Here is an 18,337-nt window from a genome sequence, read left to right on the forward strand (position 1 = left end):
CTACACAGCTTTTAGGCTCAAGTCCATATTATACACAGAATGCGTTAAGGCTCCTGAAGAAATATAATCAACTCCACATTCGGCATATTTCCTTAGCGTACTTTCATTTATTCCTCCCGAAGACTCTGTCTGACACCGGTTTCCAATTAATTTAACTGCTTTTCTGGTGTCTTCGTAACTAAAGTTATCTAATAAAATTCTATGTATTCCTTTAGATTTCAGAATCTCCTGAACTTCATTAAGATTTCTTGCTTCAACTATAATCTTCAGGTCTTTATGTTTGGATTTTAAATAATCCTGAGTTTTTGTAATTGCCTTAGTAATTCCCCCGGCAAAATCAATATGATTATCTTTTAACATAATCATATCATACAAGGCAAATCGATGATTTTCACCACCACCAATTTTAACAGCCCATTTTTCTAGCGCCCTGATTCCTGGAGTGGTTTTTCTGGTATCTAAAATATGAGCTCCTGTTCCTTCTAACAGTTTCACATATTTATTTGTTTTAGTAGCAATAGCACTCATTCGTTGCATGGCATTAAGAACAAGACGTTCTGCCTTTAAAATACTTTGAGAAGAACCGGAAACATACAACACAATATCTCCGTTTTCAACAATACTTCCATCCGGAATCAAGATTTCCACTTTAAGGCTCTTGTCCACCTCTTCAAACACCATTTTGGCAAAATCTACTCCTGCTATAATGCCTTTATCTTTAACAAGTAATTTAGCCCTTCCAGAGGCCGTTTGAGGAATACATGCCAATGAACTATGATCTCCATCCCCTATATCTTCTCTGAGGGAATTTTCGATTATTAACGCTAGCTCTTTCTGAAATTGCTCCTTGGATATCATAAAAAATTCTTTTGGCTAATTTATTAAAAAAGCAATAGTCTAATAGCTTAGGTTTACTAAAATTGAACATATAATGCTTTAAAGTAGTATTTTTGCTGGTATGAATATTAAGCTAATTGCAATCGGAAAAACTGACAACAGTCATTTACAGGAACTTATAAATGACTACCAAAAAAGGTTAGGGTTTTATGTTAAATTCAACCTCGAGATAATCCCTGACATAAAGAATGCTAAAAACCTCTCTGAAAGTCAACAAAAAGAAAAAGAAGGACAAATGATATTAAAAAAGATACAATCTACAGACCAACTTATTCTTCTTGATGAACAAGGGAAAAACTTTTCTTCCGAACATTTTGCCGAGTATGTACAAAAGAAAATGAATTCGGGTATCAAACAACTAGTATTTGTAATCGGTGGTCCTTATGGTTTTTCAGAGGAAGTGTATCAAAAATCACAAGGTAAGATTTCATTATCCAAAATGACATTTTCTCACCAAATGGTTCGACTATTTTTCATTGAGCAAATCTATAGAGCATTCACCATTTTAAGAAATGAGCCCTATCATCATCGCTAGAAATATTATTTTAAACGTACTTATTAAAAAGCCTCACCGATTCTAAAATACACTCCCCAGTCATCTTTTCCAAAAGCTGCATCTAAACCAATATTAAACTTTACATCATTGAAGGCGGTATATCGATATCCAGCTCCTATTCCTGGATACATATTCCAGTTAAAACTCGCAGTGTCTGATCCATATATTGTCGCCAATCCTGCAAAACCAACCAATCCCATTTTATCATTAAAATTATACCGATATTCCCCTTGTAAAGCTAATAATCCATCTCCGCGATATTTGCCTTCTGAATACCCCCGAATATCCTTCCCTCCAATGGTTACTTGTTGCTCAAACACAACATCTCCCAAACCAAATTGACCTGCAAATCTGGCTGCAATTACATCCTTTTCCTTTCGAACGGATATATATTTATTGAATTCTGATCTTATCTTATTGGAACTAAAATCATTTGAAAACCACTCAGGATAAGAAATCCATCTTAATTTTATTTTATTTCCGGATTTAGGATAATAAACAGCATCTCGCGTATCGGCTAAAAAATTCAATTCAAGTCCATGGGTACTAGTAACACTCGGGGGATTTAAATCATCTTCATAAACAGTGTCATAATGAGAGTAAGTATAGGTTAATCCCCCGAAAATATGAGAAATAATTTGACGTTGAAGGCCACCGCTTACAATTGTAGTTTTTGTACCATAATCATAGAAACCGGAATTATCCAAATCATCAACAAAAAACTGTGAATTATGATCCCCGGTAACCATAAAAAATGTGGCTCTCCATTTATCCCCCTTAAAATAGAACTTATTAAATAATGCTATAAAATAAGATTGATTAGTCGTATAAACCGCAGAAACCCCAGAAATTGATTTCGGAGAAACCTCATCTTCCTTGTCTATGCGATACATAACCATCGGAATACCTCCAAACATAAATTCTAAGTTTCTATTATAACTCAAAAAAGGCATCAATTTAAAATCTAAACCCTTTTCAGTAATTATTTTCTCTTCATCATTATTCAATTCTTTCTTTTCGATGTTTTGTCCCGAAACTATGGCTGTAAAAAGAATCAAAGACGCTAATAATCTATACTTTTGCATTTATACCGATCTAAAACTTAAGATCCAAGTTAAATAAAAAAGCTTACAAATTAATATAATCATATAATTACCTTCATGAAATTAGTATTTGCTACACACAATCAAAATAAACTATTAGAGGTGAAAGCTTTATTACCGAAAAGCATAGAGCTTTTGAGCCTGGACGATATAGGTTGTACTGAAGAAATTCCGGAAACTTCAGATACTATTGAAGGCAATGCCATTCAAAAAGCTAATTATGTATCTGAGAAATACAATGTTAATTGTTTTGCAGACGATACAGGTTTAGAGGTGAAAGCCTTAAATGATGAACCAGGAGTACTATCAGCGAGGTATGCTGGCCCTGACAAAGATTCTAAAGCTAATATTACCAAATTATTGGAAGCATTGAAAGATGAGAACGACAGAGAGGCTAGATTTAAAACTGCAATTGCAGTGAATATCCAACGGGAAAAAATTCTTTTCGTAGGAATAGCTAACGGGGCTATTAGTAATGAAGAGCGAGGAAATAAAGGATTTGGTTATGACCCGATATTCATTCCGGAAGGCTACGACAAAACATTTGCAGAATTACCATTATCTGTCAAAAACAAAATTAGCCATCGTGCTAAAGCTATGCACCAACTCATTGATTATCTGAAATAAAGAGCTTACTCAACAATAAAACATAAATAATTCATTATTAATCAATTCATTACACATTAATCACTACCTTTGCGGCCAATTTTAGAAGATATTTATGAATCAATTTGAATTACTAGGACTGGATGAAACGTTATTGAACGCCATAAATGATATGGGATTTGAAACGCCTTCAGAAGTACAGGAAAAAGCTATTCCGGTTCTACTCTCACAAAAAACCGATATGGTTGCCCTGGCGCAAACCGGTACCGGTAAAACTGCCGCCTTTGGGTTTCCACTTATTCAAAAGATTAACGCCAAAGACAAAACCACACAAGGTTTAATACTCTCTCCTACGAGAGAACTATGCTTGCAAATTGCCAGCGAATTAAAAAATTACTCTAAATATGTTAAAGATCTTAATGTAGTCGCCATCTATGGAGGTGCAAGCATTACAGATCAGGCCAAAAAGGTAAAAAGAGGGGCTCAGGTTATCGTTGCGACCCCAGGTCGTATGCAAGACATGATCAACCGTTCATTGGTAGATATTACCAAAATTGAATATTGTGTCCTTGATGAAGCTGATGAAATGCTCAACATGGGATTTTATGAAGATATAAAATCTATATTGTCTCATACCCCTAGAGAAAAATCAACCTGGTTATTTTCGGCCACTATGCCGAAAGAAGTGCATCAGATTGCTAAAAAATTCATGTCTAAACCTTTTGAGATTACCGTGGGTAACAAAAACTCCGGAGCTCAAAATGTACAACACGAATATTATGTAGTGAATGGTCGTGAGCGCTATTTGGCATTAAAACGCCTTGCCGATGCAAATCCAGATATATTCTCAGTAGTATTCTGTAGAACGAAAAGAGATACACAAAGTGTTGCAGAAAAGCTAATAGAAGATGGCTATAGTGCTGCAGCGTTACATGGAGATTTAAGTCAAAATCAACGTGACATTGTGATGAAGACTTTTAGAACACGCCAAATTCAGATGCTAGTTGCAACTGATGTGGCTGCAAGAGGAATTGATGTTGATGATGTAACTCACGTAATTAATTACCAATTACCAGACGAAATAGAAACTTACACTCACAGAAGTGGTAGAACCGGTAGAGCGGGTAAATCTGGTACTTCAATGGTTATTGTTACAAAAAGTGAATTGCGTAAAATCAAAGCAATTGAACGCATCATAAAAAAACCATTTGATGACAAAAAGATTCCAAATGCAGAAGAAGTTTGTGAAATTCAATTATACCATCTGGCCAGTAAGATAAAAAACACCGAAATAAACCAGGAAGTAAACAATTACTTGCCTGCCATTTACGACGTTTTAGAAGGTTTAGATCGTGAAGAGCTAATAAAAAAATTAGTTTCTGTTGAGTTTACGCGCTTTTTCGAATACTACAAACGCGCTAAAGACCTGAATGTTGAGATGAGTAATAAACGCGAAATACCCGCCAATGGTGATGTTCGTTACTTTATCAATATCGGAGAAAAGGATGGATATGACTGGAGATCTCTAAAAGATTTCATTCGTGATGTAATGGAATTAGGAAAAGATGACATCTACAAGGTTGATGTTAAAGATAGCTTTTCATTTTTCAATACTGGGTCTGAGCATAGTGAAGCCATTTTAGACATGTTTTCACAGTTTAAACTGGATGGTCGTTTCATTAATGTTGAGGTTTCCAAAAACACAAAAGACAGAAAAAAACGAAAAGATAAGTTTAAAAATAAAAAAGGAGACTCTAAAAACTCTTTTAAACGTAAACGCAGGAAATAATTCCAGTCGTTAATGTTAAATTAAAAATGCGCTTCTAGGCGCATTTTTTCGTTTTGTTTACTACTTTTAAGGCCTAGTACAAATTTATTATACACCTTATCAGCATTGCTATAGTTAATAGATTTGACAGAACAAAAACCTAGTAACCTGAAATACAACCCTCTGGAAACAAAAGAGGATCGAAAAATAAATGCATGAAAAAACAGTTTCTTTTTACACTTACTTTATTGTTCACGTTATTTTCTTATGCCCAGGAAACAGCAACTGATGACACAGTTAAAGGTATTGTCGTAAACGCACAAACTGATTTACCCATGGACAATGTGCATGTTTTAAACCTTAATCAAGTTCTGGGAACCATCACCAATGAAGAAGGAGCTTTTGAAATTTCTGCTAAAGTTAATGATACATTATACTTTTCGTTTATTGGTTACAAATCTTTCTCTGTTCGAGTTACTAACGACATGCTTAAATTCCAAAACACCAAGGTAAGTCTTACAGAAATGGCTTATGCCTTAGAAGATGTAGTGGTTCGACCTTTTCAATTAACCGGTTACCTGGAAATTGATTCAAAAAACATTCCGATCAGTAATGCTCCGCGATACAGTATTTCAGGTCTTAATATAGGTTATGAAGGAGGTAAAAGTAGTACCACTGGAATAACCAGTGCACTAGGAGCACTGTTTAATCCTGCAGATTTTCTCCATAAATTGTTTGGAAAAAAACCTAAGCAAATGAGAAAACTTAGAAAAATGCAAGAAAATGATGAAATAAGAAGCTTGCTTTCATCCAAATTTGACAGGGAAACATTAGCTGCATTACTACAGGTTAACACCAACGAAATCGATGATATCTTGCGCTATTGTAATTATTCAGATGATTTTATAAAATCAGCAAATGACCTCCAAATCTTAGATGCTATTAGTGCATGTTATGAAGAATACAAAGTTTTAAACAGAAACAACAAATAAAATTTTGATTACTTCCTGGAGTGTAATGCAATTCGATTACCTTCGGTATCCAAAAAAACAGCCATATATCCAATATCCTCTTTTATCAAGGTCTTAGGCTGAATAATCTTCCCTCCTGAGGATTCGATTTTAGCTATTTCATTTTGTACATCATCAGATGAAAAATACAATAATGGGCCATAACGCTCGCTTGGCTTATACCATTCTTTATGAAACACTAAAGATCCTGCAGCCCCTGGCTTCCCTTCTTCCCAAGGAAACCAACCCATTTTTAACTCTTTGAAATCTTCAATATGTATCTTTATATTAAATACCGTTTCGTAAAATATTTTGGCTCGCTCCATATCAAGAACAGGAATTTCGAACCATCCGACCATATTATTCATCATCTCATTTTTTTTCTAAGACTTTTTTTAATTGATTTAATCCTTCCTCAAAATCCTTACCAACTGCCTTATCCATATTCATGAACAACATAAAAATACGCATCGGAAATTTGTTTACTCCCTGAAAGCCCCAGGAAACTCTGGTTGTATTATCAGAAATCTCAGTAACCTTCAAATAGGCATCAGAAACTGACTTCCATGGCTTAATGAAGCGAAGTTGTGTTTCAACAATATCATTTTCTTTAATATGGGTAATCTCTTGCTCTCCTTCACCAACATCCTTATTACCTTTCCATCTGGAAACAAAACCTACCATACCGTCTGTACCTACAAATTCTTTTTGCATATCAGGATCCTTAGCCTCCCATGGCGACCATTCACTTTGGTTTTTCAAATACTTTAAATATTCATACACCTCAGAAACCGGTTTGTTAATTGTAATATTTCTGTTAACGTGATAGTTTTTAGGAGAAATTACAGCCAACAGCAACAACAGCATTACGATGGCAGCTATAATGTAAATTAAAATTATCATATAAAGTTTGATGATTGGTTACTTAGCCTAAATTTACTAAAAATTTGATTATGAATCTGGTAAGTCATTAATTTCGTAATAACGCTTTAAAATATCGTCAATACTCCTAATTGACTTTTTAGACCAATCAATCCTCTTTTCTAACATCTCTTCCTCTGCCAATCGCCAGGCAATTTCAGACTGCCTCAATTTACCTGTTAGGTATTGCAATATGATAGCTGCCGAAACTGAAATATTTAAACTTTCTGTAAATCCTACCATTGGAATTTTTAAAAATCCATCTGCACCAGTCATAACTTCTTCAGACAAACCTTTTAATTCGGTTCCAAAAAAGAATGCCGACTTTTGAGTAATATCAAAATCCTCTAAATACCTTGAGTCAATATGCGGTGTTGTGGCAATTATCTTATACCCTCTAGCTCTTAAGTGATCCATACAGACCCTTGTACTTGAATATCTTTGAATATCCACCCATTTCTGTGCCCCCATAGCTATTTTACTATCCAGGCGCTTCCCATATCTTTTTTCAACCAGATGAACATCTTGTATGCCAAACACATCACAGCTTCTAATTACCGCACTCGCATTGTGCATCTGATATACATCTTCGGTGACAACGGTAAAATGACGAGTCCTTTGAGAAAGAATTTCTTTAAATTTTCGAATACGATCTTCCGTAAGAAATGTTTCTAAATAATCTAAGAGATTTAAATCTAACATTATTCAACTTCTTCTTATTTAATGTCAAATTTATATCATTTTTTGTATTTTGGGCCTTTACCAAATACTATATGGATCAAGACCAACTCTTAGACCTTATCAAAAAAAAGGATTCCAGATCTTTTGACCACCTCTATGACATGTACTCCCAAAGTCTTTATGGTGTAATTCACAATATAATTTCTAATCGGGAAGAGGCGGAAGATATATTGCAGGAAGTAATGATTAAAATCTGGGACAATATGGATTCCTACGATGAATCCAAGGGACGCTTCTATACATGGATTATCAATATAGCCCGCAACTCAGCAATTGATAAGTACAGATCAAAAAATTACAAAAACTTCAAAAAAAACCTATCAACCGAAAATTTCGTAAGTGTAATAAAAGATTCCTATAATCTTTCAAATATCACTGACGCTATAGGGATTGGAAGTTTTATAAAAAAATTAAAACCAAAATGCGTTAAAATCATTGATTTACTGTTTTACAAAGGTTTTACACACAAGGAAGCTGCAGAAGAATTAGACATCCCAATGGGTACTTTAAAAACCAGGAACAGAGCTTGCATTAACGAATTAAGAACTATTTTAGAGGTGAGATGAATATAGAAGAATATATAGCATCCGGAATTTTGGAGTTGTACGTCTACGGAGGTTTAAATGAAGAAGAAAAATCTGAAGTACAGCAAATGATAAAACAACATCCTGAAGTAAAAAAGGAAGTTGAGGCAATTGAAAAAGCTGTTATTCGGTTATCAAGTGGAACAGCTCCATACCTGAGAGCTATTAACTACGAACTTATTAAAAATAAAATTTTTGAAGATCATAAAAAGGTGGTGCCAATTAAATCTAATCGCTGGAGATCATATGTTGGCTGGGCGGCATCCATCGCACTTCTGGTCACATCATACACTTTTTACAATAAGTATAAACAATCCGAAAGTACGATGGAGGTGGTTCGTACCGAGCGTGATAACATACTGGAAGAAAACAAAACGATAACGAATAAAAATAAAGAATATAATACGATCCTGAACTTTATACGTGAAAGAAACACCGATTTTATTAAGCTAGGTGGACAGGAAGTTTCTCCAGACTCCTATGCCCAAGTATATTGGAATAAAGAATCTAATAAAGTGGTTATTGATGCAAGTGGATTACCTGCTCCTCCTAAAGGCAAGGTTTATCAAGTGTGGTCACTAAAATTAGATCCGCTAACACCTACTAGTATTGGTCTACTTGAAAGCTTTGAAGATAATAAGGCTAAATTATTTAATGTAGAAAGTGTTAAAGATGCCGATGCTTTCGGAATTACTCTGGAACCAGCCGGAGGAAGTAAGACGCCTACACTAGAACAACTCTACACCTTAGGTAAGATCTAAATACACTATCTTCTAAAATTAAAAAGGGTCGTAATTACGACCCTTTAAAACATTAACCATTAAACATAAAATAAAAAACTAACATAAATTCTCTAATTATTAGCTCCTATATTACCCTGAGCGACCAAAGTAGCTAAATCATTAGAACTTAAGTGTACATTGATATAACCATTATAACCCAAAACATCTTCATATAAAAAGGCATCACCGCCATCTAACATTGAAATATTAGTTTTAGATACTCCAGTTGCTCCATCTACTGGGGTTAGACTAATTGCGATATCACCAGGATTATCTACTGAACCCATATGAATATGTGAAGGATGGGTATTTCCAGCCGTGGTTCCCTCTAAGGTTATCATAAGCAATGCTTCTCCATTCACTCTTTGATAAAAAATGGCTTCTCCGCTTATTGATGGGTCAGATATACTCCCCAAGTTATAGTTCATAGACTCACCTGATAATTCATTCTGACCTATATCGCCCTGAGCTACTAAGGTCGCTAAATCATCTGCACTTGCATGTACATTAATATACCCATCAAAATCCAACAAATCGTCATATGTAATTGCCATACCGTCATTTAACATTTCCACTGAGGTCTTACTCATTCCGGTATTTCCATCTACAGCATTTAATGAAACAGCAATGTCTCCTCCTTCAGCCGCCGTGTTAAAATGTATATGAGAAGGATGCATACCGTCCATTGGAGTCCCCATTAGCATTAACTCCACTAACGTGTTACCATTCATTCGCTTTTTAAAAGTAGCCGTTCCAGAAATAGCAGGGTCAGAAACACTTCCTAAATCATAAGCCTTCTCATCTCCTGTCAATTCATTTTGGCCTATATCACCCTGAGCGACCAAAGTGGCTAAGTCATCTGCACTAACATGTACATTGATATATCCATCAAAATTTAATAACTCTTCATAGGTTATAGCAGTACCATCGTTCAACATTCCCACTTGAGTCATACTCATCCCGCTTTCTCCGTTAACTGAAGATAAGGAAATTGCTACATCACCACCCTCTGCCGCAGTATTAAAATGTATATGTGATGGATGAACACCATCTGCTGGAGTTCCCATAAGCATTAAAGCTACTAAGGCGGTACCATTCACTCGCTTTTTGAAGGTTGCCGTTCCGGAAATAGCAGGATTTGATACACTCGCTAAATCATAAACCTTTTCATCACCCGTCAATTCATTTTGTCCTATATCACACTGAGCTACTAAGGTTGCCAGATCATCAACACTGGCATGTACATTAATGTACCCATCAAAACTCAATAACTCTTCATAGGTAATAGCGGTTCCATCATTTAACATTCCAACCTGGGTCATACTCTTTCCATTATCTCCGTTAACTGATGACAATGAAATAGCAACATCTCCCCCTTCGGCAGCTGTATTAAAATGTATATGTGATGGGTGCACTCCTCCTGTAGGGGTGTTCATCAAATCTAAAGTTACAAGAGTGGTTCCATTAACCCTTTTGGTGAAGACTGCCATTCCTGAAATATCGGGATCTGAAACACTCCCTAAATCATACATTTTCATATCATCTGTAAGCTCATTTTGGCCAATATCACCCTGAGCTACTAAGGTTGTTAAATCATCACTACTTAAATGAACGTTAATGTACCCATTGAAATCAATCATATCATCATAAGTAATCGATGTCCCGTCATCCAGAGCGTTAAATGAAGTTGTGCTCATTCCGGTAGTACCATCAACCGAATTCAGAGATACCGCAATTCCTCCTCCTTCGGCCGCAGTGTTGAAATGTATATGAGCCGGGTGCATTCCATTGGAGGTTCCATTTAGTTTTAATTCTATTGTTGTAGAATTATCTTTATTCATAATAAATTTAGCTGTTCCTGAAATCGAAGGATTTGAAACAGACATCAAACTGTACACTTTTGTATCTCCCATATAATCCACTCCTGAGTTGTCATCATCATTGCTACAACTCATTAAAAGGAAAAATGATACTAATAATGTTCCGAGAATTTTTGTTTTCATTGGTAAAGTTTTAATTAAACATTTTCTTTTTATACCCCCACTTACGAGATTATTGGTAGAGCGGTTTTATTATTTTTTAATTAATTTTAAAAAAACTTTACGAAATGCCGAAGAAACTAGTAATACTAAGCGGTGCGGGAATAAGTGCTGAAAGTGGAATTAATACATTCAGGGATGAAAATGGTTTATGGGAAGGTCATGATATAATGGAAGTAGCCTCTCCTCGAGGATGGGAAAACAACCCAAAACTTGTTCTCGACTTTTATAATAAAAGAAGAAGACAACTTTTAGAAGTTACCCCTAATAATGCACATATAGCGATAGCTCGAATAGAAAATGAATTTGATGTTACCATCGTAACTCAGAATGTCGATGACCTACATGAAAGATCCGGATCCAGAACGGTTATTCATCTCCATGGAGAATTACTAAAGGCTAGAAGTTCATTTGATGAAGATCTCATTTATGATTGGAAAGAAGATATCAATATAGGAGACTTTTGTGAACACAATTCACAACTACGGCCACATATCGTATGGTTTGGAGAAGCTGTACCCATGATGCAGCCGGCTATCGAAAAAGTTTCAGAAGCGGACATATTAATGGTAGTTGGCACCTCAATGCAAGTATACCCAGCTGCAAGTTTAGTACATTATAAAAAAGTTGAAACTCCCATTTACTTTATCGATCCAAAACCTAATATTTCTAAATCAGAAATTCCAAACTTAGAAATTATAGCTGATAAAGCCACAATAGGAGTTCCACATGCTATTTCAATGCTGTCTCGTATTTAACTTGAGTTGTTTTAGCCCAGTTAACGAGTAAGTCTATTTGTCCCTGTGAAAGTTTAGCCTCACCATGCATCCATAAATAAGATTCTAAAGGCATTTTATGAGCTTCAACCTCTTCAGCTATCTCTTCCATTTTGTGAGCTTTTTTCTTGTCAGTATATGTTTCCCATTTCGAGAAATTTAAATGACCTTTGCCATGATCAACATGATCAGAAATCCAATACGAAACTGGTGCAACATTGGCATACCATGGGTATTCCGTATTATTGGAATGACAATCGTAACACGAAGTTTTTAAAATAGAAGCTATTTCATCTGAGGGCTTGGTAGCAAAAATAATATCAGTTACTGGAATTTCTTCAGACTGATTTTTATCTGGTCTGATAAACTGCATTACAATCAACACTAATAATAAGCCGAGAAGAATTTTCTTTATAATTTTCATCTTTTTAAATTTAAAGCTCCTAAATTAGAAAAAATAAAGGATGCAAAATAGCTTATTTCAAAAATTACAATATGTCAATGCTTACCGAAAGAATAGACAAGAATTAGCTAACTATGTGCTTAGCCATCCTAATTTATTTGAAGAGCTTCTAAATCACTGCTTTGAAGCCGATGCAGATACCGCATTTAAATCTTGCTGGATATTAGAATTTGTTTGTAAAGAAAAACTGAATTGGATTTTACCTCATATTGATTACTTTTTAATTAACATCAAACATTTAAATCATGATTCGGCCATAAGACCCTGTGCCAAAATTTGTGAATTACTGTGTATTGAATATTTTAAAAACTCGCCATCTAAAATTAAAGACCGCCTAAATAAAAATCATTTAGAACAACTTTCCGAAATAAATTTTGATTGGTTAATTAACGATGAAAAAGTAGCTACTAAAGCCTACGCTATGCAATCGCTTTACTTGTTAGGAAAAAAAATCGACTGGATTCATCCAGAGCTCAAAAAAGTTTTGGAACAAGGCTTTTCATCTCATTCTGCAGCTTATAAAGCTAGGGCACGTCATATTTTAAATAAATTATAATAATTTCATTGAGGTAATTATCTAAAACATTTGGCTATACGGTAAACATGAAGCTCTTGAAATTATAAAATGGCAAGCCTATACGCTGTTCAACGACCCAATAAGTTTAAAATTTTGCTTTTAAAATTCACCGGAAAGTCAAAACTAAATCTGTGATTTCTTTATCATCTACTTTTTAATCTAAAAGGTTAAACGAGTTAGTTTTACAACAAAGACTAAAAAGATAATTATCCTTTTTTAACTAGTTAGTATATTTTAACTATAAGCTTTACCTTTGCCCTTTATTATAAACCATCACAATGCAACTAACATCATTAAATGCCATTTCGCCTATCGATGGGCGCTATAGAGACAAATCACAAGCACTATCTGCCTATTTTTCGGAAGAGGCATTAATCAAATACAGAGTGCTGGTAGAAATAGAGTATTTCATTGCTTTATGTGAATTACCATTACCCCAGTTAGAAGACTTTAACAAGGATCTATATAAAGATCTCAAAGGAATTTATAATAATTTTTCTTCTGCTGATGCTCAAGCCATAAAGGAAATTGAAAAAACCACCAATCACGATGTGAAAGCTGTGGAGTATTTTATAAAAACGAAATTTGACGAGCTAAATATTTCTGAATATAAGGAGTTTATCCATTTTGGTTTAACATCACAGGATATCAACAATACTGCCATCCCCCTTTCAATAAAAGATGCTTTAATTCAGGTTTATATGCCTTGCTTAAAACTTTTAATTGAAAAATTAAACGAGATGGCAACCACCTGGGCCGAAATCCCAATGTTAGCCCGGACCCATGGCCAACCTGCATCTCCTACACGTTTGGGAAAAGAATTACAAGTATTTGTTACACGAATTGAAGAGCAGCTACGTCTATTGCGCTATTCACCAGATGCTGCTAAATTTGGGGGTGCTACTGGTAACTTCAATGCACATCACATTGCCTATCCACAAATAGACTGGCAAGCATTTGGTAAGCATTTTGTAGAAGAGATTTTAGGGCTACATTATTCATTCCCGACTACTCAAATTGAGCACTATGATCACCTGGCCAGTATTTTTGATAGTCTTAAAAGAATCAATACCATTGTAATCGATTTAGACCGCGATATTTGGACCTACATTTCGATGGACTACTTTAAGCAAAAAATAAAAGCCGGTGAAGTTGGTTCTTCTGCTATGCCTCACAAAGTAAATCCGATTGATTTTGAAAACTCAGAAGGAAATTTAGGAATCGCTAATGCTATATTTGAACATTTATCGGTTAAATTACCTGTATCAAGACTTCAACGTGATTTAACAGATAGTACTGTATTAAGAAATGTTGGTGTTCCCATCGCTCATACTATCATAGGCTTTAATGCCACGTTAAAAGGCTTAGGTAAGTTATTACTTAATGAAGCTAAAATAGAAAATGATTTAGAAGACAATTGGGCCGTGGTTGCAGAAGCCATTCAAACAATTTTAAGGCGTGAAGGATATCCGAATCCGTACGAAGCATTAAAAGGACTTACTCGAACCAATGAGAAAATAACCGAAACTTCTATTGCAGCATTTATTGATACACTTAACGTTTCAAATGACATTAAAAAGGAACTTAAAAAGATTAGTCCTAGTACCTATACTGGCATCTAATCAAGTTACCAGATATCATTAATATAATACAAAAAAACTGCTTGGTCTCAAGCAGTTTTTTTATTGATTTTTGATTGATGAAATTAATCATTATTTAACCTCAGAAAATATTTTACCTATACTTCCTAACTGACTTTGATCCAAAGTTCCCTTTTGAATTACTTCAACTAACTGTCCAACATTTTCAACATTCATATTATCCCCAAGTATCCGTAATAAAGCAAACCCTTTCGAATCGTCAGAACCATATAGTATAACTTCATCTATTGCATCATCTTCTCCCAAGAATTTCACTACCCCACGAGCATTCCCAGTATTGAATCGCATTATTTCCTGATAAGAATCACTAGATAAAATATTTTTAATTTTTTCTTTTTCCTCCTTATAAAATGATTCATTACTATCATCTAACTTCAATGCCAGAACATTCAATTTTTTAATCGAGTGTAATGTTTCTTTCTGATTGGGTGTGAGCTCATCTTCCGCAATACTCAAAATGTTAGAAGACACATCGAAAGTAATAAATTCAGGGTTATTTGAGCTATCGACGAAATATTGCTGTAAACTTTTCCCATTGTTACATGAAGACATTACAATTCCCAAAATTCCTAGTGTAAAATACTTATATATCGTTTTCATTTTAATAATGGTTTTAATCCCGCAACTTTCATTGCGGGATTGTTACTAAAATTTTATTGTCCAGCTTTATTTAATTCAGACGGTAGGTTCATATTGCTAGTTAAAGTACTAATCTTGTTTAAGTCAATGTCTCCTGTAAGGGTTAGCAGAACTGTTTCGATTTTCCCTCCATTTATATTAACATCTTTTATTCCATTCACAAACATTAACAACTCACTCACATGGTCATCATCCTTACCTGCCTTAATATAAAACTTAACATTGGTATCATCATCCTTTACTCTCATTAGCTCTTCTAATGATGAGTTTGATAAATATTTATCTACTGTGGCCTTCATTTCAGCAGCAACCTTCGGATTCTCTGTAGCAAACACCTTTAAACTGGTAAGGTTTTTTGTTAATTCCATAAATTCTTTTGCTTCAGGATCGTTGGTTTCTATCCTCGAAAAAAGTTCAAATGCTTTTTTACTGGCAACAAAAGTTTTTACACCATTCGCATCCTCAAACTTATCAAATACTGACTGAGAAAATCCTGCTAAAGGCAACATAGCCATAACTAATATTAATGCTATTTTTTTCATAGTTCTGAATAATTAATTGTTCTTTAAAATTTTGTTTTTCGCTTGTTCAAACTCTTTTAAATGGCCTATCTCTTCTATCCCCAAATTAAGGTTAGCTGATAAAAACTCAAGAGCTTTTTGAGTTTCCTGAAAAGCTATTTCAGGATCCTCATAAGTACCTAAATTATTAGGTTGGAATGGATTTGCAACCCACACACTCACAACAATTGCTATCATAGCGGCAACAGAAATCCACGCTAAATACTTTTTTCTTCTGGGTTTTAGTGAAACTGTTTTACTATAACTTTCTTGTTGCTCAGTTGAAAAGTAAACAAACATAGGTTGATACGCTTGCAAATGAGGCGCTACATCCGTCTGTGAAAAATAGTTTCTCAACTCTTGTTCTTCTGCAACTGTGGTTTCAGCAGCAAAATACTTTTCTATTAATAACTCTATTTTTTTAACCAATTCCATAGTTGTGCTTTTTTATCAATTGTTCTCTAACAGCCTTTCTGGCTCTTGACAAGGTCACTCTGATAGCCGTTTGATTCATTTCAAGCATCTCGGCTATTTCATCATAATCATATTGTTCTATATCTCTTAACTGTAAAACCATCCGCTGCTGCTCCGGCAATGTATTCATTATTTTTGTCATCCATTGTAAACTATCAGCAACTTCTACTTTCTTTTGCAATGATGTATTACCATCAGTATAATTACTATGAACTAACTTTAAATTATTAGCTTGTTTAGATTTCAATCGATCAAGACAATAATTTTTGGTCATCGTCATTGCAAAAGCTTCAACACTTTTATATTTCGACAAAGTGGTGTTTTTAGTCCATAGTTTCATTAACACCTCCTGGGTGGCATCTTCTGCTTCTTCAGTTGATACTAATAATCTTTTAGCCATTCTAAACAGCTTATCCTTAAAAGGCATTACAGTATTTAAAAACTCACTTTGTTTCATTATTAGGTTTGGTTGGCAGCTTAAATATACTGCTTTATACTAGGAAGACGAATGACCATAAATTTTGTTACAAAAATTTTAATATTTCGTATATGTAAGTAAATTTGATGCATAGAGACCAATGAAACATACACTTATTTGCTAATTATATGAAAAATTTAAACTTAAATTGGATTATCGTCATATTCGTAAGCAGCTTATTTATTGGCTGTAGTAAGGATGATAGCCCAGATCCAACCCCTGATCCGGAACCGGTAGTATTAGAAAGTGAAATTAATAAATTTGTTTGGGACGCAATGAATCTGTGGTACCTATGGCAAGATGAAGTAGAAAATCTGGATGACGATCTTTCTGGTGATCAAAATTCGTTTTTTACATTTCTTAATAAATATGGAACTCCAGAAGGACTTTTTGAAGATATAACATCAGACAAGGATAGATTTAGCACTATAGTACCTGATTATGATATTTTATTCAATTCTTTTTCAGGAGTTGCAAAAACCAATGGAATAGAATTTGTCCTTACCAGACCACCAGAGGGAGGCACCAAAGTTATTGGCATTGTTAGATATATTGTCAATGGAAGTGATGCTGAAGCAAAAGGGATAAAACGCGGAGATATTTTTTACGCTGTTAATGGAACAGAATTATTTGCCGAAACAGATGCCAATGGGCGTATTACAAATAGTAACCTCAGTTTACTAAACCCTGATACATACACCCTAAATTTCGCAACCATTGAAAATGATCAAACCACATCCAACGGTGTGAATGTTGAACTTGTAAAAGGAGTATTAACAGAGAATCCTATTCATATCTCCAAAACATTAGATATAGAAGGTAAAAAAATCGGATATCTGATGTACAACCAATTTACCCGTAATTTTGATAATCAGCTTAATGATGCATTTAGCGAATTTAAATCAAACGGTATTACAGATTTGGTTGTAGATTTAAGATATAACCCCGGAGGTTCTGTCCTTTCTGCAACTAGGCTAGGCAGTTTAATTACAGGACAATTCAGTGGACAACTGTTTTCAGAACAATCATGGAACACCAAATGGAATGAGGTGTTTAATTCTGAAGATTTAGAAAACACATTTGTTTCAGATATAGACGGTACCCCTTTAAATAGTTTAAACCTTTCAAAAGTTTATATTATTGCCACAGACGACAGTGCCTCGGCATCAGAATTAGTTATTAATTCCTTAAGGCCGTACATAGATGTAATTCACATTGGAGATAGAACAGTTGGTAAAAATGAATTTTCAATAACCCTTGTTGACAATACAAGTCAGGGCATCTATAAATATGCTGTAATTAATGATGCATCCGTTTCGAATGCAAATCCTAACCACAAATATGCCCTTCAGCCATTGGTTGGAACCAATAAAAATGCCAATGGATTTAGTGAATTCACGAATGGATTGGAGCCTGATATTTCTCAAAAAGAAGCACTTTCGAACTTAGGGGTATTGGGTGATCAAAATGAGCCGCTATTGGCAATTGCTATTCAACAAATAACAGGCATTGCTGCAAAAAGAAGTCTTGAAGCATATGATGAGAGATATCAAATAAACACACTAAAGAGTTCAACCGATTACAAGCCTTACCGTAGGATATCAAATTATGATGTGTTTAAAGGTAATAAGTAACTTTAGTATGCATTAACTATATATAACCGCTCTTTAGAGCGGTTTTTTTGTATCTTACCTCACCAAAA

21 protein-coding genes are annotated in these 18,337 nt (G+C 34.5%); 10 read left to right on the forward strand and 11 right to left on the reverse strand.

The window, feature by feature from the left end; translation table 11 throughout:
* Positions 1 to 858, reverse strand: coding sequence for a carboxylating nicotinate-nucleotide diphosphorylase (nadC, locus tag P278_RS07955; RefSeq protein WP_038264684.1), 858 nt, complete (start codon positions 856 to 858; stop codon positions 1 to 3).
* Between the two features lie 100 nt (positions 859 to 958).
* Between nadC and rlmH the strand changes: the two genes are divergently transcribed.
* Positions 959 to 1,432: a 23S rRNA (pseudouridine(1915)-N(3))-methyltransferase RlmH gene (gene rlmH, locus P278_RS07960; protein ID WP_038264687.1), complete on the forward strand. Its 474-nt coding sequence runs from the start codon at positions 959 to 961 to the stop codon at positions 1,430 to 1,432.
* Positions 1,433 to 1,455: 23 nt separating this feature from the next.
* On the opposite strand, the gene P278_RS07965 is transcribed toward rlmH, so the two are convergent.
* Positions 1,456 to 2,538 carry a BamA/TamA family outer membrane protein gene (locus tag P278_RS07965; RefSeq protein WP_038264690.1) on the reverse strand — a complete coding sequence of 361 codons (1,083 nt, stop codon included), beginning with the start codon at positions 2,536 to 2,538 and terminating at the stop codon, positions 1,456 to 1,458.
* Between the two features lie 75 nt (positions 2,539 to 2,613).
* Between P278_RS07965 and P278_RS07970 the strand changes: the two genes are divergently transcribed.
* From P278_RS07970 to P278_RS07980, 3 genes are all read left to right on the forward strand, one after another.
* Entirely contained in the window at positions 2,614 to 3,183 is a 570-nt protein-coding gene (locus tag P278_RS07970; protein WP_038264693.1) for a non-canonical purine NTP diphosphatase, read from the forward strand.
* Between the two features lie 94 nt (positions 3,184 to 3,277).
* Positions 3,278 to 4,951, forward strand: coding sequence for a DEAD/DEAH box helicase (locus P278_RS07975; protein ID WP_038264695.1), 1,674 nt, complete (start codon positions 3,278 to 3,280; stop codon positions 4,949 to 4,951).
* Between the two features lie 194 nt (positions 4,952 to 5,145).
* Positions 5,146 to 5,922, forward strand: coding sequence for a carboxypeptidase-like regulatory domain-containing protein (locus tag P278_RS07980; protein WP_038264699.1), 777 nt, complete (start codon positions 5,146 to 5,148; stop codon positions 5,920 to 5,922).
* Between the two features lie 8 nt (positions 5,923 to 5,930).
* Here the strand turns inward: P278_RS07980 and P278_RS07985 are convergent, their stop codons facing one another.
* Genes P278_RS07985 through P278_RS07995 form a run of 3 tightly spaced genes read right to left on the reverse strand, consistent with a single transcriptional unit; the run spans position 5,931 to position 7,563 of the window.
* Positions 5,931 to 6,311 (reverse strand): VOC family protein, encoded by a 381-nt coding sequence (locus P278_RS07985; protein WP_038264701.1) that lies wholly within the window; start codon positions 6,309 to 6,311, stop codon positions 5,931 to 5,933.
* Between the two features lies 1 nt (position 6,312).
* The gene (locus tag P278_RS07990) at positions 6,313 to 6,843 is read right to left on the reverse strand and encodes an SRPBCC family protein (protein ID WP_038264704.1); all 531 of its coding nucleotides are present in this window, start codon (positions 6,841 to 6,843) and stop codon (positions 6,313 to 6,315) included.
* 48 nt (positions 6,844 to 6,891) lie between these two features.
* A complete protein-coding gene (locus tag P278_RS07995) occupies positions 6,892 to 7,563 on the reverse strand; it encodes a TrmH family RNA methyltransferase (protein WP_038264707.1) in 672 nt (223 codons plus the stop codon).
* Positions 7,564 to 7,634: 71 nt separating this feature from the next.
* Here P278_RS07995 and P278_RS08000 point away from each other — a divergent pair, with 71 nt between their 5' ends.
* Positions 7,635 to 8,168, forward strand: coding sequence for an RNA polymerase sigma factor (locus P278_RS08000; protein ID WP_038264711.1), 534 nt, complete (start codon positions 7,635 to 7,637; stop codon positions 8,166 to 8,168).
* Positions 8,165 to 8,947, forward strand: coding sequence for an anti-sigma factor (locus P278_RS08005; RefSeq protein WP_038264713.1), 783 nt, complete (start codon positions 8,165 to 8,167; stop codon positions 8,945 to 8,947). The genes P278_RS08000 and P278_RS08005 overlap by 4 nt, the downstream gene beginning before the upstream one ends.
* 92 nt (positions 8,948 to 9,039) lie before the next feature.
* Here the strand turns inward: P278_RS08005 and P278_RS16675 are convergent, their stop codons facing one another.
* Positions 9,040 to 10,971, reverse strand: a complete 1,932-nt coding sequence (locus tag P278_RS16675) for a CHRD domain-containing protein (RefSeq protein ID WP_200909607.1) — start codon at positions 10,969 to 10,971, stop codon at positions 9,040 to 9,042.
* A gap of 104 nt (positions 10,972 to 11,075) precedes the next feature.
* On the opposite strand from P278_RS16675, the gene P278_RS08015 reads away from it, so the two are divergent.
* On the forward strand, positions 11,076 to 11,765 hold the full coding sequence (locus P278_RS08015) for an SIR2 family NAD-dependent protein deacylase (RefSeq protein WP_038264716.1): 690 nt from the start codon (positions 11,076 to 11,078) through the stop codon (positions 11,763 to 11,765).
* On the opposite strand, the gene P278_RS08020 is transcribed toward P278_RS08015, so the two are convergent.
* The gene (locus P278_RS08020; RefSeq protein ID WP_038264719.1) at positions 11,740 to 12,207 is read right to left on the reverse strand and encodes a heme-binding domain-containing protein; all 468 of its coding nucleotides are present in this window, start codon (positions 12,205 to 12,207) and stop codon (positions 11,740 to 11,742) included. The two genes, P278_RS08015 and P278_RS08020, sit on opposite strands and share 26 nt — an antisense overlap.
* A gap of 40 nt (positions 12,208 to 12,247) precedes the next feature.
* Between P278_RS08020 and P278_RS08025 the strand changes: the two genes are divergently transcribed.
* Entirely contained in the window at positions 12,248 to 12,802 is a 555-nt protein-coding gene (locus tag P278_RS08025; protein ID WP_038264722.1) for a hypothetical protein, read from the forward strand.
* 299 nt (positions 12,803 to 13,101) lie between these two features.
* Positions 13,102 to 14,445: an adenylosuccinate lyase gene (purB, locus tag P278_RS08030; RefSeq protein WP_038264726.1), complete on the forward strand. Its 1,344-nt coding sequence runs from the start codon at positions 13,102 to 13,104 to the stop codon at positions 14,443 to 14,445.
* 90 nt (positions 14,446 to 14,535) lie between these two features.
* Here the strand turns inward: purB and P278_RS08035 are convergent, their stop codons facing one another.
* From P278_RS08035 to P278_RS08050, 4 genes are read right to left on the reverse strand one after another with little or no spacing between them, the layout of a single operon-like run.
* The gene (locus P278_RS08035) at positions 14,536 to 15,084 is read right to left on the reverse strand and encodes a DUF4252 domain-containing protein (protein WP_038264728.1); all 549 of its coding nucleotides are present in this window, start codon (positions 15,082 to 15,084) and stop codon (positions 14,536 to 14,538) included.
* Positions 15,085 to 15,137: 53 nt separating this feature from the next.
* Positions 15,138 to 15,665: a DUF4252 domain-containing protein gene (locus P278_RS08040; protein WP_038264730.1), complete on the reverse strand. Its 528-nt coding sequence runs from the start codon at positions 15,663 to 15,665 to the stop codon at positions 15,138 to 15,140.
* Between the two features lie 12 nt (positions 15,666 to 15,677).
* A complete protein-coding gene (locus P278_RS08045; protein WP_038264732.1) occupies positions 15,678 to 16,118 on the reverse strand; it encodes a hypothetical protein in 441 nt (146 codons plus the stop codon).
* Positions 16,105 to 16,614, reverse strand: coding sequence for an RNA polymerase sigma factor (locus P278_RS08050; protein ID WP_038264735.1), 510 nt, complete (start codon positions 16,612 to 16,614; stop codon positions 16,105 to 16,107). The genes P278_RS08045 and P278_RS08050 overlap by 14 nt, the downstream gene beginning before the upstream one ends.
* 149 nt (positions 16,615 to 16,763) lie before the next feature.
* Between P278_RS08050 and P278_RS08055 the strand changes: the two genes are divergently transcribed.
* Positions 16,764 to 18,269: a S41 family peptidase gene (locus tag P278_RS08055; protein WP_051413474.1), complete on the forward strand. Its 1,506-nt coding sequence runs from the start codon at positions 16,764 to 16,766 to the stop codon at positions 18,267 to 18,269.
* The last annotated feature ends 68 nt before the right edge of the window (positions 18,270 to 18,337 follow it).

Origin of the sequence: Zhouia amylolytica AD3 (genome assembly GCF_000511935.2) — a bacterium.
In the GTDB taxonomy this organism is placed as follows: domain Bacteria; phylum Bacteroidota; class Bacteroidia; order Flavobacteriales; family Flavobacteriaceae; genus Zhouia; species Zhouia amylolytica.

Excerpts from the sequence above, each read along its gene's own strand:
- P278_RS07975 (WP_038264695.1), top strand. The coding sequence starts at position 3,278 with ATGAATCAATTTGAATTACTAGGACTGGATGAAACGTTATTGAACGCC.
- P278_RS16675 (WP_200909607.1), bottom strand. The coding sequence starts at position 10,971 with ATGAAAACAAAAATTCTCGGAACATTATTAGTATCATTTTTCCTTTTA.
- P278_RS08000 (WP_038264711.1), top strand. The coding sequence starts at position 7,635 with ATGGATCAAGACCAACTCTTAGACCTTATCAAAAAAAAGGATTCCAGA.
- purB (WP_038264726.1), top strand. The coding sequence starts at position 13,102 with ATGCAACTAACATCATTAAATGCCATTTCGCCTATCGATGGGCGCTAT.
- P278_RS07990 (WP_038264704.1), bottom strand. The coding sequence starts at position 6,843 with ATGATAATTTTAATTTACATTATAGCTGCCATCGTAATGCTGTTGTTG.
- P278_RS08040 (WP_038264730.1), bottom strand. The coding sequence starts at position 15,665 with ATGAAAAAAATAGCATTAATATTAGTTATGGCTATGTTGCCTTTAGCA.
- P278_RS07995 (WP_038264707.1), bottom strand. The coding sequence starts at position 7,563 with ATGTTAGATTTAAATCTCTTAGATTATTTAGAAACATTTCTTACGGAA.
- P278_RS07970 (WP_038264693.1), top strand. The coding sequence starts at position 2,614 with ATGAAATTAGTATTTGCTACACACAATCAAAATAAACTATTAGAGGTG.
- P278_RS08020 (WP_038264719.1), bottom strand. The coding sequence starts at position 12,207 with ATGAAAATTATAAAGAAAATTCTTCTCGGCTTATTATTAGTGTTGATT.
- P278_RS08015 (WP_038264716.1), top strand. The coding sequence starts at position 11,076 with ATGCCGAAGAAACTAGTAATACTAAGCGGTGCGGGAATAAGTGCTGAA.
- P278_RS08025 (WP_038264722.1), top strand. The coding sequence starts at position 12,248 with ATGCAAAATAGCTTATTTCAAAAATTACAATATGTCAATGCTTACCGA.
- P278_RS07980 (WP_038264699.1), top strand. The coding sequence starts at position 5,146 with ATGAAAAAACAGTTTCTTTTTACACTTACTTTATTGTTCACGTTATTT.
- P278_RS07985 (WP_038264701.1), bottom strand. The coding sequence starts at position 6,311 with ATGATGAATAATATGGTCGGATGGTTCGAAATTCCTGTTCTTGATATG.
- nadC (WP_038264684.1), bottom strand. The coding sequence starts at position 858 with ATGATATCCAAGGAGCAATTTCAGAAAGAGCTAGCGTTAATAATCGAA.
- P278_RS08045 (WP_038264732.1), bottom strand. The coding sequence starts at position 16,118 with ATGGAATTGGTTAAAAAAATAGAGTTATTAATAGAAAAGTATTTTGCT.
- rlmH (WP_038264687.1), top strand. The coding sequence starts at position 959 with ATGAATATTAAGCTAATTGCAATCGGAAAAACTGACAACAGTCATTTA.
- P278_RS08050 (WP_038264735.1), bottom strand. The coding sequence starts at position 16,614 with ATGAAACAAAGTGAGTTTTTAAATACTGTAATGCCTTTTAAGGATAAG.
- P278_RS08055 (WP_051413474.1), top strand. The coding sequence starts at position 16,764 with ATGAAAAATTTAAACTTAAATTGGATTATCGTCATATTCGTAAGCAGC.
- P278_RS08035 (WP_038264728.1), bottom strand. The coding sequence starts at position 15,084 with ATGAAAACGATATATAAGTATTTTACACTAGGAATTTTGGGAATTGTA.
- P278_RS07965 (WP_038264690.1), bottom strand. The coding sequence starts at position 2,538 with ATGCAAAAGTATAGATTATTAGCGTCTTTGATTCTTTTTACAGCCATA.
- P278_RS08005 (WP_038264713.1), top strand. The coding sequence starts at position 8,165 with ATGAATATAGAAGAATATATAGCATCCGGAATTTTGGAGTTGTACGTC.